The following is a 16,276-nucleotide window of genomic DNA, read 5'->3' on the forward strand; positions in this document are numbered from 1 at the left end:
GCGGAGGCCCGGATCAGGCGCCGGCGGCGGGTGCGCTGGGGCGGCGGCGGCGCCGGCGACGGCGGGCCGCGGCCGGCTTCCCGTCGTGGTGCTCCTTGCCCTGGCCGTCGTGCGTGCCGGCGCCGTCGGCGTCGCGGTCGGTGCCCTGGGAGCCGTCGCCCGAGCCGCCGTGCCCGTTCGTCGACACTCCGTCGGCGAACGTCGAGCCGACTCCGGTCGATGCGCGCGAGCGGCGACGGCGACGGCGGGTCGTGCCGCCCTCGCCTGTGCCCTCTGCGGCGGCGTCCGCGGCGCTGGCCGCCGGCTGTGTCTTGATCGACTGGGTCTTCGGCGCCGTGGCGATGCGGCCCTTCGTGCCCTCGGGAATGCCGAGGTCCGCGTACAGGTGCGGGCTCGACGAGTAGGTCTCGACGGGATCGGGCTGGCCGAACTCGAGGGCGCGGTTGATGAGCGCCCACTTGTGGAGGTCCTCCCAGTCCACGAACGTCACGGCGATGCCGGTCTTGCCGGCGCGGCCCGTGCGGCCGGCGCGGTGCAGATACGTCTTCTCGTCGTCCGGGATCGTGTGGTTGATCACGTGCGTCACGTCGTCGACGTCGATGCCGCGCGCTGCGACGTCCGTCGCGATGAGCACGTCGCGCTTGCCGGCCTTGAAGCCGGCCATCGAGCGCTCGCGCGACTCCTGGCTCATGTCGCCGTGGACGGCGGCGGCGTTGAAGCCGCGGTCGCCCAGCTCGTCGACGAGCCGCTGCGCTGCGCGCTTCGTGCGCGTGAAGATGACGGTCTTGCCACGGCCGTCGGCCTGCAGGATGCGCGCGATGACCTCGTCCTTGTCGAGCGCGTGCGCGCGGTAGACGAGATGCTGGATGTTCGCCTGCGTGAGACCCTCATCGGGGTCGGTCGCGCGGATGTGGATCGGGTTCGACATGAACCGGCGCGCGAGCGCGACGATCGGGCCGGGCATCGTCGCCGAGAACAATTGCGTGTGCCGGATCGCCGGGACCTTCTGGAAGATCTTCTCGATGTCGGGGAGGAATCCGAGGTCGAGCATCTTGTCGGCCTCGTCCAGCACGACCTCGGTCGCGTTCGAGAGGTCGAGCAGGCGCTGGTTCGAAAGGTCGATGAGGCGGCCCGGCGTTCCGACGACGATCTGCGCGCCGGCCTTGAGCTGCTCGATCTGGCCCTCGTACGCCTTGCCGCCGTAGATCGCGACGACGCTCGTCGGACGGTTCTGCGTCAGCATGTCGATGTCTTCGTAGACCTGCACGGCCAGCTCGCGCGTCGGCACGACGATGAGCGCCTTGACACCGGGTGCCGGCTCGAGCCCCAGACGCTGGACGACGGGGATGCCGAAGCCGAACGTCTTGCCCGTGCCCGTCTTGGCCTGACCGATGATGTCCTGCCCCGGGATCCCGAGCGGGATGGTCTGCTCCTGGATGGGGAACGCGTCGACGATGCCCATGGAGGCGAGGGCGTCGACGATGTCCTGATCGACGCCGAGGTCGGCGAAGGTCGTCACGATATATGCCTGTCCGGCGGCGAGATGACCGCCTGTAGAGAAGGATCCACGCCCTTCACTCATCCGCAGGCGCGGGGCCCCGATCCGTCGCCGGGGACCCGTCAAGACTACTTCAGACGCGCGGGGCCCCAGGAAGGCGCCTCGTCGGCAGGATGCTGCGGCCCTAGGCTGTAACGCGTGTTCGACTGGCTGCTCCGAGGTCCGCGCCGCGAATCGCGCTCGCTGCGACTGCGTTCGCGCGACGAGCCGAGCACTGCGACGCGGGTGGATTTCGAGGAGCTCGCACCCGACATCGACACGTTCCTGGGGCAGGCGGCCTACCTCCAGCTCGGCTTCTTCGAGACGCTCAGCGAGCTCATCGCCGAGACTCCCGAGCTCGGCAAGAAGGAGGCGCTCTCGCGTGCTGCCGGGGCGGCGCTGACGAAGCACGAGGCGCTCATCGCGCTCATCCGCGAGCGGGGCGACGACCCGACGGCCCTCATGCTGCCGTTCCGCGAGCCGCTCGACGCCTTCCGGCGCGCGACTCACGGCGTGCGGCCGCAGGAGACGATGCTGTCGGTGCACATCATCGCGGGGATGCTGGACGACTTCTATCTCGCGCTCTCCGCGAGCTACGGCGACACCGGTCGGCGGGTCGCGCGCATCCTGCAGGCGGACGGAGACCGCCAGGCGATCGTCGACATCATCGCCGAGACGATCTCGAGCGACGAGCAGTGGAAGTCGCTCCTGGCCATGTGGGGCCGCCGGCTCGTGGGCGACACGCTGCTGATCGCGCGCGCAGCGCTGCGCCCGACGACGCTGCGGATCGCCGACGAGGAGAAGGTCGAGCCCGTCTTCACGGAGCTCATGGCGGCGCACTCGCGCCGCATGGACGCGATGGGGCTCGCGGCCTAGCGGAAGGCCTGGCCGGACGGCGGCGTCAGGACGGATGCTGCGGGAGCAGCATCCCGTCGATCCGCCTCAGGCGATGCGCAGGCGCTTGCGCTCGGCCTCGTCGTGCTGACGGCGCAGGCGCGCGAGCAGCGCGACGACGGGCCATGCGAGCCACGACACGACGAACGGCGACAGCCAGAGCCAGAAGCTGTCGAGCCCGACCCCCGCCCACGTGAGGATGAGCCACGCGAGCCCGGCGATGAACGCGCCGAGGATCGGCGCCAGCGCGACGCCGCGCGTCGTGCGCCCCTTGGCGAGGAAGTGCACCGCGATGCCGATGACGGCTCCGACGATGAGGGCGAGCAGGATCTGCATCGTGGGCTACGCGACGAAGCCGACCCGGCGCGACTCTTCGCTGCCGAACTCGATGTAGGCCAGGCCCGCGGTCGGGACGAGGTAGGAGTTGCCCTTGGAGTCGGCGAAGGTCAGGTGGGTCGCGCCGGAGTCGAGCGCGCTCGCGACGGACTTCTTGACGGCGTCCGCCGGCTCGTTCGTCTCGAAGCTGAGCTCGCGGCCGGTGTTCGCGATGCCGATGCGGATCTCCACGTGACTGCTGCCTTTCTGCCTCGGGCGCGGCCCGGCATTCCGGGCGCATGGCCACTCTACGTCACGCGTTCAGGGCGTCAGCGCGGCGTGTCGCACGCTCTGGGCGAACGTCCCGCGGCCACGCCCGCGTGCGCGGCCGGACGTGTCGGCGGTGCGCGCTACGGTGCTTGATGTGACGCCCGGCATCGATCTCGACCCTGCTCAGCTCGCCGTCGTGCGGCTCCCGGTCGAGGCGTCGGGCACGGTCGTCGGCGGGCCCGGCACAGGCAAGACGACGGTCCTCGCGGCGCGGGTCGCTGCGCTCCTCGCGGACGGCGCGCTCGACCCCGACGAGATCCTCGTACTCACGCCGACCCGCCAGACCGCGACGGCGCTGCGCGACCGGCTGGGAGCGGGCCTCGATCTCGCGACCCCGGGTCCGCTGGCCCGGTCGGTCGCGTCGTTCGCCTTCCAGCTCGTCCGCGCGGCGGCGGTCGCCGCCCACGCGTCACCGCCGCAGCTGCTGACGGCCGGCGACCAGGACCGCATCGTCGCCGAGCTGCTCGCGGGCGATGCCGAGGATGCCGCTTCCGGCCGGGATCGCTGGCCCGCCTCGCTCGGTGCGACGCTGCGCGGGTCCCGGCAGTTCCGCGCCGAGCTCCGGGCCCTCGCGGCCGAGTGCAGCGAGCGGTCGATCGCCCCGGAGGAGCTCGCCGCGGCCGGACGGGCCTACGACCGTCCGGCCTGGGTCGCCGCGGCATCCTTCCTGCGCGAATACCGGGACGTCCTCGGCACGATGCGGGCCGCGCACCGCGACCCCGCGGAGCTCGTCCACGAGGCCGCCGCACTGCTCGCGGTCGCGCCGCTGGGCGACGACGCCGAGCGGCGCCTGGGCCCCGCGGCCCGGCTGCGCGTCGTGCTCGTCGACGACGCGCAGGAGCTGACGCCCGGGGGAGTGAGCCTCCTGCGGGCGTTCCGGGCGCGCGGCGTCGCCGTCGTCGCGCACGGCGACCCCGACATCGGGTCGGGTGCCTTCCGCGGCGCGAGCGCGACGCTGTTCCGCGAGCTCGGCGAGCTCCTCGGCCCGATGTGGGTGCTCGACGCACCGCATCGCGCGACGGCGTCGCTCACGCGGCTCGCCCGCACCGTCACCGAGTCGATCGGGGCATCCGGCACCGTCATCCACCGCAGGCCCCCCGGCCCGCCCGCCCCCGACGACGGCTCCGTGATCTGCCACGTCGTGCCGTCACCGTTCGAGGAGATCGACCGCATCGCGCGCACCGTCCGCGAGTGGCACGTGCTCGACGGCATGCCGTGGGGCCGGATCGCCGTCATCGCGCACGACACGAGGCAGGTCGCCGACCTCGAGATCGAACTCGCGGCGCGCGAAGTGCCGACGCGAGCCGGGGCGCTCTCGCGCCCGCTGGGCGGCGAGAGCGTCGTGCGCGACCTCGCGGAGTTCGTGACGCTCGGCATGAGGACGCCCGACGAGCGGTCGTACGAGCAGCTCACGGCCGCGCTCCTCTCGCCGTTCGGGGGGCTGGATGCTGTCAGCCTCCGGCGCCTCCGCGCGCGGCTGCGCCACGCCGCCCTTCGACAGGCTCAGGAACCGGGTGCTCCGCCGGCGCGTGTCGCGCGGGAGCTCGTGTGCGAGGCGCTGGCGCACCCCGCGGGCCTCGCGCTCATGGACTCGCCCGAGGCGCGGGCGGCCGAGCGCGTCGCCGCGACGCTCGCGCACGTGTACGACGAGGCGGCCCGCGGCGCGAACGCGCACCAGCTCCTCTGGACGGTGTGGGATCGTTCGCGCGACATCTCCGGCCGCCGACTGTCGGCCGTGTGGAGCGATGTCGCAGGGTCCCCGGGTGTCTTCGCCGCCGAGGCCAACCGTGCGCTCGACGCCCTCGTCGCGCTGTTCGACGCGGCCAAGCGGTTCGCGGAGCGCGCCCCGCATGAGAACGCCGGCGTGTTCCTGCGCCGCATCCTCGACAGCGCCGTGCCGGAGGACATCCTGACCGCGCCCGACCGCGCGGAGGCCGTCTCGATCCTCACGCCCGCCTCGGCGCTGGGCGCCGAGTTCGACGGCGTCGTCATCGCCGGGCTCCAGGACGGAGTGTGGCCCAATCTCCGGCCGCGCGGAGGGACGCTGGGCGCCTGGCGTCTCGCGGACGACGTCGCGGCGTGGCGTGCGGGGCTCCCTGCGCCCGACGCCCCGCCCGCGCTGGATCGACGCCGGGAGGCGCTCCACGACGAGCTGCGGCTCTTCGTGCGGGCCGTTTCGCGTGCGCGCCTGCGCCTGGCAGTCACGGCCGTCGACGACGACGAGCTGGGACCGAGCCCGCTCCTGTCGTTCCTCCCCGAGCCCGACGACAGTGCGGTCGACAGCGCCGAGGCGCAGCATCCGCTCACCCTTCGGGGGCTCGTCGCGCAGCATCGCCGCACGCTCACGACGTCGGCGTCGCCCGCCTCGCGCGAGCACGCAGCGGGGCAGCTCGCCGTCCTCGCGGCCGAAGGCGTCGCCGGCGCCGCGCCGTCGGAGTGGTTCGGCGTTGCGCCGCCCACCTCGATCGGGCCTCTGCGCGACCCCGCGCGTGCTCCCGTCCCGGTGTCGCCGTCGAAGCTCAAGACGTTCTCGGACTGCGGGCTGGACTGGGCGATTCGGGCGCTCGGCGGCGACACGCGGTCGTGGTCGGCCGGCGCCGGCACGATCCTGCATGCCGCGATGGAGGAGGTGCCCTCGGGCGAGCTCGAGCAGCTCATCGCGATCCTCGACGATCGCTGGGGCGAGCTCGACTTCGAGGCCGAGTGGATCTCGCGCAAGGAGCGCGCCTGGGCGGATCTGCTCGCCGAACGCATGCACCGGTATCTGCGCACGTTCCACGCGCACTCGGGTCGCACGATCGGCGCCGAGGCGCGGTTCCGGCTCGCCGTCGGGATGGATGCCGTCGGCGACGAGACCCCTCCCGTACGTGTCGTCGACGCGAACGAGGCCAGAGTCGACGGTCGCTGGGCAGTGCTGAGCGGATCGATCGACCGTGTCGAGGTCTATCCGGCGGGCCGGGGTGAGGCATTGCCGAGCGGCGGGGCGGATGCCGAGCGCGTCGTCATCGTCGACCTCAAGACCGGCCGATCCGAGGGGCGCGTGAGCGACGACAAGGTCACGGACGACCCGCAGCTCGCGGCCTACCAGCTCGCCTACCTGGAGGGGCTCGTGCCCGGTGCCGAAGAGGCCGTAAACGCAGGCGCTCGCCTGATCGTGCTGTCCAAGACGACCCAGAAGGAGCCGGACTACCGCCTCGCGCGGCAGGCCCCCATGGACGACGAGGCCCGGGCCGCCTTCCTCGGGCAGATCGCGACGGCGGCGCGGGCCATGGCATCCGACCGATTCGACGCGCCCGTCGACGCGCACTGCTCGACGGCACGCTTCGGCGTGTGCGCGCTGCACACCGTCAAGGCGGTGTCGGCGTCATGAGCCTGTCCGCACCGGCAGAGGTCCGCTCGGACGCCTGGGACGGTCCCCTCGACATTCCCGCCGCCGTGATCGCCGTCGCGCTCGGCCTGCCGCAGCCGACGCCCGAACAGACGGCCGTGATCGAAGCCCCGGCGGCACCCGCGATCGTGATCGCCGGCGCCGGCAGCGGCAAGACCGAGACCATGGCCGGGCGCGTCGTCTGGCTCGTCGCGAACGGGCACGTGCGCGCCGACGAGGTGCTCGGCCTCACGTTCACGCGCAAGGCGGCGGGCGAGCTGGCCGAGCGCATCCAGCGGCGCCTGTCGACGATCGGCGAGTACGAGCGCCGCGGACTGCTCCCGCACCTCGCCGTGCTCGCGGAGCGCGGCGATCTGGCCGAATTCTGGCAGGCGCATGCGCACTCGTCGCCGCGAGTCCGCCAGGCCGCTCTCGCGGCGCTGCTCGACGACCTCGCGGCGGAGGTCGGCGCCGCGCCGGCGGACGCCTCGGCCGCGGCAGACGCCCTCCTGCAGCGCGCGCGCGTCGCGACGTACAACTCCTTCGCCGACGCCATCGTGCGCGAGCACGGCGCGCGCATCGGACGCGATCCGGATGCCGCGCTGCTCAGTCAGTCCGGCTCATGGCTCCTGGCGCGGCGCGTCGTGATCGGCTCGGACGACGAGCGCCTCTCGCAGCGCGAGGAGGCGTTCTCCACGGTCGTCGACGCCGTGCATCGGCTTGCCGGCGAAGTGCTCGACAACCGGGTCGATCTCGCCGAGCTCGCGGCGTACGGCGAGCGCTGGTCGGGGCGCCTGTCCCGTGTGACGTGCCGGCTCAAGAAGGATCAGACCCTCGTCGATTCGGCGCGCCGGAGCATGAGCGGGCTGTCGGTCCTCGCCGGACTCGTCGGCGACTACGCGGAACGCAAGCGCGCGGACGACACCCTCGACTTCGCCGATCAGGTGGCGGGCGCCCTCGAGATCGTGGAGGCCGCCCCGGATGTCGCGGCGGAGCTGCGGGATCAGTTCCGCATCGTGCTGCTCGACGAGTACCAGGACACCTCCGTCATCCAGACCGAGCTGCTCGCCGCGGTCTTCCACGATTCGCCCGTCATGGCCGTGGGCGACCCGCAGCAGTCGATCTACGGGTGGCGCGGGGCATCCGCCGACAACCTCGCAGTCTTCCCGCAGGCGTTCGCGCGCACGACCGAGGCGCGGCATCACAGCCTCATGATCAGCTGGCGCAACGACCTCGGCGTCCTGGCCGCCGCCAACGCGGTCCTCGAGGCGAGCGCGCGCGGACCCGTGCCGGTCGAGGCGCTCGCGCCGCGGCCGGGGGCGGGCGCGGGGCGCGTGGCACACCGGTTCGCCCCGAGCGTGGACGACGAGGCTCGCGAGGTGGCCGAGTGGTTCGCCGCGGTCCGCGCCGAGCACGACGCCGTGCAGGAGCGGCGGGCGGGCGAGCGCGCAACGGCGGGCATCCCGGTCGAGCGGGTGGCGCACTCCGGCGCGATCCTGTTCCGCACGAAGCGGCACATGCAGCTCTTCTCAGACGCGCTGAACCGGGCCGGCGTGCCCAACCGCATCCTCGGGCTCGGCGGCCTGCTCTCGGCGCCCGAAGTCGTCGACGTCGTCTCGGCCCTGCGCGTCGTGCACGATCCCGCGCAGGGCTCGGCTCTGCTGAGGGTCCTGTCGGGTCCGCGGTTCGGCGTCGGCGTCGCCGACCTCGCCGCGCTGCACGGGCTCGCCGAGACCCTGTCCCGGCGCGATGCCAACCTGACGCGGTTCGACGACGAGCTCGTGCAGCGCATCCGCGCCTCTGCCGGCGCCGATGAGCAGGTCTCGATCATCGACGCGCTCGAGTTCGTCCGCCGCTCGCCGGACGACCACGGTCTGCTGCGCGACATCAGCGAGGCGGGACGCGCGGGCCTCCGAGAGGCGGGTGAGCTCTTCCAGCGCCTCCGCGGCGCGGTCGGCCAGCCGATCCCCGATCTCATCCGCATGATCGAGCTCGAGCTCCGACTCGACATCGAGCTCGCGGCGAACGAGACCCGCGGTCCCGCGCGCATCGCGGCGTCCCGGCTGCGCTCGTTCCTCGACGAGGTGCGCGCGTTCCTGCTGGCCGACGACCGCGGTTCCATCGCGAGCCTGCTCGCGTGGCTCGACCACGCCGAGGAGACGGACGAGCTCATGCCGCGGCCGGAGCCGCCCGAGCCGGGGGTCGTCCAGCTCCTCACCATCCACGGATCCAAAGGACTGGAATGGGATGCTGTCGCCGTCGTGCGGCTCGTCGAGAACGAGCTCCCCAAGGCCCCCCGCACGGTGGCCGGCTGGCTCGGGTTCGGCGTGCTCCCGTACGCCCTCCGTGGCGACCAGGACGCCCTTCCGCGCCTCTCGTGGGACCTGGACGACGCGGACGAGGATCTCGCCGGAGCGATCGATGCCTTCCGCGAGGCGGACCGCGAGCATCAGGAGCGCGAAGAGCGCCGCCTGGCCTATGTCGCGGTCACACGTGCGCGGTCGGATCTCCTGCTGACCGGATCCCACTGGGCGGGCCAGCGCGATGCGCGCCGGCCCAGCCGCTACCTGCAGGAGATGCTGAGGGCGCTCGGAACCGACGATCTCGATGCCGCCGACCCTGGCGAGAACCCCTATCTCGACAAGGGCGGCCGCATCCTGAGCTGGCCTCTCGACGCGCTCGGCGAGCGGCGCGCCGTCGTCGAGCGGGGCGCCGCCGAGGTCGCGGCGCTGCGCGGCGCCGAGATCGAGCCCGACGAGGTGCTGAAGCCCCTGCTCGCCGAGGCCGAGCGTCGTCGCCGCGGTCAGGCACCCGAGGCTCCCTCCCGCATCGGCGCCTCGCGATTCAAGGACTTCGTCGGGGACTACGGTGCGACGGTCCGGTCGATCGCGCGGCCGCTGCCCGAGCGGCCATACGGCGAGACGCTGCGCGGAACGCTGTTCCACGCGTGGGTCGAGCAGCGGTCCGGGATCGCGGGACGCGGCGCATCGCTGGACGACGCCCTGTGGGAGGTCGACGACGATGCGCCCGAGACCGAGACCTCGGTACACGAGACCGAGGCGCTCGCGCGCCTCAAGGCCACGTTCGAGGCGTCCGAGTGGGGACCGCTCCTGCCGATCCAGGTCGAGACCGAGATCGACATCACCCTCCGCGGCGCAGACCATCTGGGTCACGTCATCTGCAAGCTCGACGCGGTCTACCGCCGCGACGGCCGGATCGAGATCGTCGACTGGAAGACCGGCCGCCCGCCGGCGACCGCCGCCGAGCGGGAGGAGCGGATGCTGCAGCTCGCGCTGTATCGCCTGGCCTATCACAAGCGCCACGGCGTCCCGCTCGACGAGATCGACGTCGCGCTGTACTACGTCGCCGACGACCTCGTGATCCGCTCGGACCGTGTCTACTCGGAGGAGGAGCTCGTCCAGCGCTGGAACGCGGCGCGCGAGGCGCGTTCGGCCTCGCGCTCCTCATCGACCTCGGGCACATCCGCACGAGCCTCGGATCCAACGGCCACCGACTGATCGCTCGGGTCGCGGAGGTCGGCGAGGTCGGCGAGGTCGAGGGGCGCCGTCGAGGTGTCTTCGTAAGCGGCCGTGAGCACCGCCCCCGCGCTCTCGGTGCGGGCCTCCGCCAGGTCGACTCGGACTGTCGCCCCGTCCGCGACCGGCTCGGTCGTCACCCAGAGCGAGAGCTCCTCCGGGTCGTAGGCGTCGGTCTGCATCGAGGTGTCGACATCCGACGCGGTCGGCTCGGGCACGCGCCCCAGCAGGGCGATGGCGTCGTCGACGTCCAGGTCGTCGCCTCGCACCAGATCGTCGGCGCGCACACCCGCCTCGAGCGAGGCGAGCAGTTCGACGGCGTCGTCGACGATGTCGTCGCGTCCCGTCTCGAAGCCGTGCACGAGCCACTTCGCGAACTCGAGCTCCGCGTACAGCCGCGCGCGCTCGCGCACGACGGAGTCGGGGGCGCGGTTGGCCTGCGAGGAGTAGGCGCGGTACACGTCGTCCGCGACTGCCGGCGCCGACGCGAGCCACTGCAGGTCCGTCGCGGGGTCGCCCACCTGAAGTCCGTGCCACTCGAGCAGCCCCGTCACGTGCGGCGCGCCGTCGACATCCTCGAAGAGGAAGGAAGCGGCGCCCGCCCCGCCGAGCACGACAGCGGACTCGAACCGCCAGAAGGCGTCGGTCTCGACGGCGTGCGTCCAGCGATCGAGGAGCGCCTCCGGGGCCTTGCGGGTCGCGCGCACCCGATCGATGACGCGCCGGACGTCGTCGCGGATCTGCCCGGGCGTCCGGACCGGAAGACCCTCGGTGCGCACGATCGAGAGCGGAAGAGCGTGCAGGGCGGCGAGCGCTTCGCCGATGGAGGTCGCGGCGCCGCGTCCGGCCGGCAGATGTGCCGCGTCCACGCGATAGCCGGGCAGGAAGTCGACCACGACGACGCGCGCGTCGCCGAGCCCGGCCTCGCCGAGCAGCTCGGGCGCGCGGAAGGGCAGCAGGCCCCGCACACCCGGTGTCAGGGCTCGCAGGGCACGCACCTCGGCGGCGAGCTCGGTCGCGGCATCCGGGTCCGCCGGAGCCCGCACGACGACGCGGCGACCGTCGTCCAATTCCGCGACCGCGGAGTCGAACCGTCCGGCCGCGCCCTCGGTCAGGGCGCCCGCCCCGACGACGCCGACCCGGGGCAGAGCCGACGTCACGGACGCGGCTAGAGTGAGGGGAGAGCGTGCCATGTGCCCAGGGTAGGTCGGGCTTCGCCGCGCATCCCCGCGCCACGCCCGGGCACGCCGGACACCGCAAGCCCCGCCGGAACCGGGGGCCGACGACCACGCAGAGAGGTGCCGGATGACGACGCCCGCCCGTCCCAGGCCCGCTCTGGCCGGGCCCGGCCTCGACCGCGCGGCGGACGAGCGCTCCGAGGACGGCCTCCTCGATCGGCTTCGCGCGGATGCCGCGACCCGCGTCCTCGTCGTGCACGGCGACGCTGCGCCGCTGACGTCGGCATCGGGTTCGGCATCGGCATCGACATCGGCATCGACCCGCGCGCCCGGCGCGAACGGTGGGAAGCAGCATCCCGCGCTCCTGCTGGTCTCGCCGGATCAGGTGCGCGATGCCTCGGAGTGGGCGTTCCTCGGGCGGGATGCCGAGGGCACGGCCGTGCTGTCGGCGGTGCTGCCGTCGGAGGCACCCGCGCCCTTCGACGCTCCTGGGGGATGGGCCGGCCTGCGCGTCGTGGGCGGCGACCTCGCGCCCGGCGAGGCCGGCATGTTCGTCGAGGCGCTGAGCCTCGGGCGCTGGCTGCTGGATGCCCCGTACTGTCCCGCGTGCGGCACGCGCACCGAGGTGCGTGGCGCCGGCTGGTCGCGGCACTGCCCTGCCTGCGGGCGGGAGCACTTCCCGCGGACGGATCCCGCCGTCATCGTCGCCGTCACGAGCGCCGTCGATCCCGATCGTCTCCTGCTCGGCTCGAACGCCGCCTGGGGCCAGAACCGCTTCTCGTGCTTCGCGGGCTTCGCCGAGGCGGGGGAGTCGCTCGAATCGGCCGTCGTGCGGGAGGTCCGGGAGGAGGCGGGCGTCGAGGTCTCGGACCTCACCTACCGCGGCTCGCAGGCGTGGCCGTATCCCCGGTCGCTCATGCTCGGCTTCTTCGCGACGGCGCTCGACGACTCGGCGGCACGTGCCGACGGGGATGAGATCGCCGAGGTGCGCTGGTTCACGCGCGACGAGATCGGCGAGGCGCTCGCGGGCGGCGGAGACGTGCTGCTCCCGGGCAAGGCGTCGATCGCCCACCGCCTCATCGCCGACTGGCAGGCGGGTGGCGCATGAGCGATCGGTCTCTCGAGGGCCTCGACGAGCAGCAGCGCGAGGCCGCCGCGACCCTCCGCGGGCCCCTCGTCGTCCTCGCGGGCGCCGGCACGGGAAAGACCCGCGTCATCACGAGGCGCATCGCGCACGGCGTCGACACCGGTGCGTATTCGCCGGGGCGCGTCATGGCCGTCACCTTCACCGCGAAGGCGGCGGGCGAGATGCGGGCGCGCCTGCGCAATCTCGGGGTGGACGGCATCGCCGCCCGCACGTTCCACGCGGCCGCACTGGCCCAGCTGAACTACTTCTGGCCCACCCTGACGGGCGACTCGGTGCCGAGCATCGTCGACAACAAGGTGCGGCTGCTCGCCCACGCGGCCGACGGCCTGGGCATCGAGCCGGATGTCGCGACCCTCCGCGACGTCGCGAGCGGGATCGAATGGCGCAAGGTCACGCTGCGCAGCGTCGACGCCTACGTCGCCGCCCGCCCCGAGGGGGTCGGACGCCTCGAGGCGGGGCGAGTCGCGGAGCTGCACCGCGCGTACGAGAAGCTCAAGGACGAGCGACGCCAGCTCGACTTCGAGGATGTCCTGCTCGCATGCGCCGGGATGCTGGAGGCCGAGCCGCAGGTCGTGCGCGCCGTCCGCGAGCAGTACCGGCACTTCACCGTCGACGAGTTCCAGGACGTCTCGCCGCTGCAGCACCGCCTGCTCGAGCTGTGGCTCGGCGACCGCCGCGACCTGTGCGTCGTCGGCGACGCGAGCCAGACGATCTACTCCTTCGCGGGCGCCGATGCGCGCTTCCTCCTGGAGTTCGCCCAGCGGCACGAGGGAGCCAAGGTCGTCCGGCTCGAGAAGAACCACCGATCGGATGCCCCGATCCTCGCGGTTGCGAACGAGCTCATGCGGGATCGGCCCGGTGCGCTCGTCCTCACGACGGCGCGCGCGGTGCGCGAGGACGCTCCGGTCCGCGACGAGCGCCCGCCTGTCACGACCTACCCGGACGACGAGGCCGAGGCGCGGGGAGTCGCCGCTCGGATCCGCGCCCAGCTCGACGACGGCACCGATCCGCGCCGGATCGCCGTGCTCTACCGTGCGCACGCCCAGTCCGCCGAGCTCGTGAAGGCTCTCGCGGATGCCGGCATCGCCTCATCCGTTCTCGGAGGCCGGCGGTTCTTCGACATCCCCGAGGTCCGTCAGGCGCTCATGGCCCTCCGCGGAGCCTCCGTCGCCCCCGTCGAGGGCGGCTTCCTCGCGGCGGTGCGCGACGTCCTGCGGTCGCTCGGACTCACCGACGAGCCACCTCAGGCGGGTGGGGCGCTGCGCGACGCGTGGGAGGCCCGCGCCGCGATCCTGCGACTCGCGGAGGAAGCGCCCGAGGGGACGACGCTGCGTGCGTTCACGGACGATCTCATCGCGCGTGCGAAGGCGCAGGACGAACCGGCCCTGCGCACCGTCACGCTCGCGACGCTGCACGCCGCGAAGGGTCTCGAGTGGGACCACGTGCATCTCGTCGGGCTCGCGGAGGGGCTGCTGCCGATCGGCTACGCGTCGGGCTTCGAGCAGATCGACGAGGAGCGCAGGCTCGCGTATGTCGGGATCACGCGGGCTGCGCGTACGCTGTCGCTCTCGTGGTCGCCAGGATCTCGTGGACGCGCCCCATCGCGCTTCCTCCGAGAGATCGGCACCGGCACGCTGCGTGCGGCCGATGCGTCCTCGTCGTCCGCGCCCCGGTCTCGGCGCGCACCGTCACCGACGGTGCGGTCTGCCGCGAAGGGTGCCGCGCGGCGTCCGTGACGAGATGGGCCGCGGCCAGCGCGGCCTCCCACGCGAGCGCCGTCGAAACGGCCGGGACGCGACGCCCGAGCAGCTGGGCTGCGAGCCGGGGCCAGGCGTCGTCCGCGTCGCGCCGGTGGGCGGCGACGCAGGAGGAGCACGGCGTGAGCCCCGGCCGCACGAAGGGGCCGATCTCGACGCCCGAGCCGCCGAAGACGATCGGCAGGTGCGGGATGTCGCGCCCGAGGAGGACGGCGGTGCTGCGCGGATTCACGACGTGTGCGGCGAGCATGACGACGGGCGTCGCGGACGTGCCCGTCGTCTCGTCCCACAGGTCCGGCGTCGACGACAGGCCCGCCGCTTCGAGCGCATCCCGGACGTCGTCGACGATGGAGGGACTCACGCCGTCGGCGACCTGGACGACGACGGATCGCGGCAGCTCGCGGGGAGCGGCTCGGAGTGCTCGCGAGATCCCGCGCACGAAGGCCGCCGCGGCGCCCGCGGGCGCACCGACCGCGTCGGCCACGGCTTCGAGCGCGGCCGGCGGCACGCCCACCTCGAGTTCGCGGATGAGACGCTCCTGCCACTCCTCGGCGATCTCGACGATCGCGACGGGATCGAGACCGAACTGGACGCTCGTCTCCGAGCGCCAGAGGACAGGATGTGCGGGATCGAGGCGCAGCATCCCCCGATCATGCGCGTGCGACCCGCGCCACCGGCGATTCTCCACAGCCGTCCCATCCCGGAGGACGGTTCGCCTCGGCCTGGGGAGGAGACCCGCGAGCGTCAGACCCCGCGAGCGTCAGACCCCGCGAGCGTCAGACCCCCGCGAGCGTCAGACGGGTCGCTCGCCCTCCGGCCCGGCGGCATCGCCGTCCGGCTCATCCGAATCGCTGCCGGACTCCGGCGCGCTCTCGCCTTCGGGTGCGGGCGTCTGACCCGACAGCAGCGCTTCCAGGGCGTCGTCGAAGGCATCGCGCGCGGGCGCCTCGCCCCGTGCGTGCGCCTGCAGGCGCGCCACGAGAGCCGCGGGATCGTCGATGTCCTCCGACGTCGGCATGAGGTCGGGATAGTCCCACAGCGCGTCGCGGGAGGCGACGCCGACAGCATCCGTCACGGCACGCCACATCGCGGCGGCCTCGCGCATGCGGCGCGGCCGCAGTTCGAGCCCGACGAGCGAGCCGAGCGCCTGCTCGGCAGGACCGCCGACCGCGCGCCGGCGGCGCACGGCCTCGGCGATGCGGTCGGCCGAGGGCAGCCGGCTGGTGGCTTCGGCGGTCACGACGTCGACCCAGCCCTCGATCGTGGCGAGGAGGTTCTCGAGCCTGGTGAGGGCCGCCGTCTGCGCTTCGGACCGAGCCGGAAGCAGCGCGCCGCTCTCGAGGGCGCGACGGAGCTCTTCGGGTTCGGACGGGTTGAACCGAGCGGCGAGATCCTCCAGCGCATCCGTGTCGACGTGCACGCCGCGGGCGAAATCCGTCACCTGCGAGATGACGTGCAGACGCAGCCAGCGCGCGTGCCGGAAGAGCCTGGCGTGCGCGAGCTCGCGCGTCGCGATGTAGAGGCCGAGCTGGTCCTCGGGGATCTCGAGGTCGCGCCCGAAGTCCGCGAAGTTCTGCGGGAGGATCGCCGCCTCGCCGTCGGGCATGAGCGGGATGCCGACATCCCCGCCGCTGACCACTTCGAGCGAGAGCCGCCCGACGACGTGACCGAGCTGCGTCGCGAACAGGGACCCGCCCATCGTGCGCATGAGGCGGCCGGCGCCCTGCACGAGGCTCTGCATGTCGTCGGGAGCCTGATCGCTCAGTGCGGCCGTCAGCGCATCGGCGATGCTCGTGGCGACCGGCTCGGCGAGCTCCTGCCACACGGGGAGCGTCGCCTCGACCCAGCCGCCGCGGGTGAGGGCCTTGGGCGGCGACGCGAGCTCGGAGATGGTGGTGGCCTCGCTCAGCCAGAGCGTCGCGAGGGCGAAGGCCTGGTCCAGATCGGTGCGCTGCCCCGCGGTGACGCCGAGACCGGCCTGGTTCGCGATGTGCAGCGCCTGGCGCTCCGCGAGGTCCCACGAGATCTCGCCGCTGCCTGCGAAAGCGCCCTGCATCTGCTGCATGAGGGTCTGCATGGTGGCGGGGTCGATGCCCATGCCCGTCAGCCGGGAGAGCTGCTCGGGATCGATTCCGTCGGCGCCCCCGCCGAAGAGCTGACGCAGGAGCTCCTGGAACTCCTCTTCAGGGCTGCGATCGTCGTCCGTCACTTCAGC

9 protein-coding genes and 1 pseudogene are annotated in these 16,276 nt (G+C 73.2%); 5 read left to right on the top strand and 5 right to left on the bottom strand.

What is annotated here, in order from left to right:
* Positions 1–13 precede the first annotated feature (13 nt).
* On the bottom strand, positions 14–1,519 hold the full coding sequence (locus ABZ477_RS00770) for a DEAD/DEAH box helicase (protein WP_360126366.1): 1,506 nt from the start codon (positions 1,517–1,519) through the stop codon (positions 14–16).
* Positions 1,520–1,696: 177 nt separating this feature from the next.
* On the opposite strand from ABZ477_RS00770, the gene ABZ477_RS00775 reads away from it, so the two are divergent.
* The gene (locus tag ABZ477_RS00775; protein ID WP_360126368.1) at positions 1,697–2,413 is read left to right on the top strand and encodes a ferritin-like fold-containing protein; all 717 of its coding nucleotides are present in this window, start codon (positions 1,697–1,699) and stop codon (positions 2,411–2,413) included.
* A gap of 66 nt (positions 2,414–2,479) precedes the next feature.
* On the opposite strand, the gene ABZ477_RS00780 is transcribed toward ABZ477_RS00775, so the two are convergent.
* Together ABZ477_RS00780 and ABZ477_RS00785 are read right to left on the bottom strand one after the other, a co-directional pair.
* Positions 2,480–2,767, bottom strand: a complete 288-nt coding sequence (locus tag ABZ477_RS00780; protein WP_360126371.1) for a hypothetical protein — start codon at positions 2,765–2,767, stop codon at positions 2,480–2,482.
* 6 nt (positions 2,768–2,773) lie between these two features.
* The gene (locus ABZ477_RS00785) at positions 2,774–2,998 is read right to left on the bottom strand and encodes a DUF3107 domain-containing protein (RefSeq protein WP_360126374.1); all 225 of its coding nucleotides are present in this window, start codon (positions 2,996–2,998) and stop codon (positions 2,774–2,776) included.
* Between the two features lie 172 nt (positions 2,999–3,170).
* Between ABZ477_RS00785 and ABZ477_RS00790 the strand changes: the two genes are divergently transcribed.
* On the top strand, positions 3,171–6,446 hold the full coding sequence (locus ABZ477_RS00790) for a PD-(D/E)XK nuclease family protein (protein ID WP_360126377.1): 3,276 nt from the start codon (positions 3,171–3,173) through the stop codon (positions 6,444–6,446).
* Entirely contained in the window at positions 6,443–9,961 is a 3,519-nt protein-coding gene (locus ABZ477_RS00795) for an ATP-dependent DNA helicase (RefSeq protein ID WP_360126380.1), read from the top strand. Before ABZ477_RS00790 ends, ABZ477_RS00795 begins: the two co-directional genes overlap by 4 nt.
* A 458-nt stretch (positions 9,962–10,419) precedes the next feature.
* On the opposite strand, the pseudogene ABZ477_RS00800 reads toward ABZ477_RS00795, so the two are convergent.
* Positions 10,420–11,172, bottom strand: a pseudogene (locus ABZ477_RS00800) (phosphotransferase); the annotation flags it as partial.
* A gap of 112 nt (positions 11,173–11,284) precedes the next feature.
* On the opposite strand from ABZ477_RS00800, the gene nudC reads away from it, so the two are divergent.
* Both nudC and ABZ477_RS00810 read left to right on the top strand, forming a co-directional pair.
* Positions 11,285–12,265 (top strand): NAD(+) diphosphatase, encoded by a 981-nt coding sequence (gene nudC, locus ABZ477_RS00805; RefSeq protein ID WP_360126383.1) that lies wholly within the window; start codon positions 11,285–11,287, stop codon positions 12,263–12,265.
* Positions 12,262–14,040 carry an ATP-dependent helicase gene (locus ABZ477_RS00810; RefSeq protein WP_360126386.1) on the top strand — a complete coding sequence of 593 codons (1,779 nt, stop codon included), beginning with the start codon at positions 12,262–12,264 and terminating at the stop codon, positions 14,038–14,040. Before nudC ends, ABZ477_RS00810 begins: the two co-directional genes overlap by 4 nt.
* 814 nt (positions 14,041–14,854) lie before the next feature.
* Here the strand turns inward: ABZ477_RS00810 and ABZ477_RS00815 are convergent.
* On the bottom strand, positions 14,855–16,270 hold the full coding sequence (locus tag ABZ477_RS00815) for a zinc-dependent metalloprotease (RefSeq protein ID WP_360126389.1): 1,416 nt from the start codon (positions 16,268–16,270) through the stop codon (positions 14,855–14,857).
* Positions 16,271–16,276 lie beyond the last annotated feature (6 nt).

The organism is Microbacterium sp. NPDC019599 (genome assembly GCF_040632175.1).
In the GTDB taxonomy this organism is placed as follows: domain Bacteria; phylum Actinomycetota; class Actinomycetes; order Actinomycetales; family Microbacteriaceae; genus Microbacterium.

Bases quoted from the DNA above. Each gene is read 5' to 3' on its own strand.
- nudC (WP_360126383.1), top strand. From the start codon at position 11,285: ATGACGACGCCCGCCCGTCCCAGGCCCGCTCTGGCCGGGCCCGGCCTC.
- ABZ477_RS00810 (WP_360126386.1), top strand. From the start codon at position 12,262: ATGAGCGATCGGTCTCTCGAGGGCCTCGACGAGCAGCAGCGCGAGGCC.
- ABZ477_RS00780 (WP_360126371.1), bottom strand. From the start codon at position 2,767: ATGCAGATCCTGCTCGCCCTCATCGTCGGAGCCGTCATCGGCATCGCG.
- ABZ477_RS00795 (WP_360126380.1), top strand. From the start codon at position 6,443: ATGAGCCTGTCCGCACCGGCAGAGGTCCGCTCGGACGCCTGGGACGGT.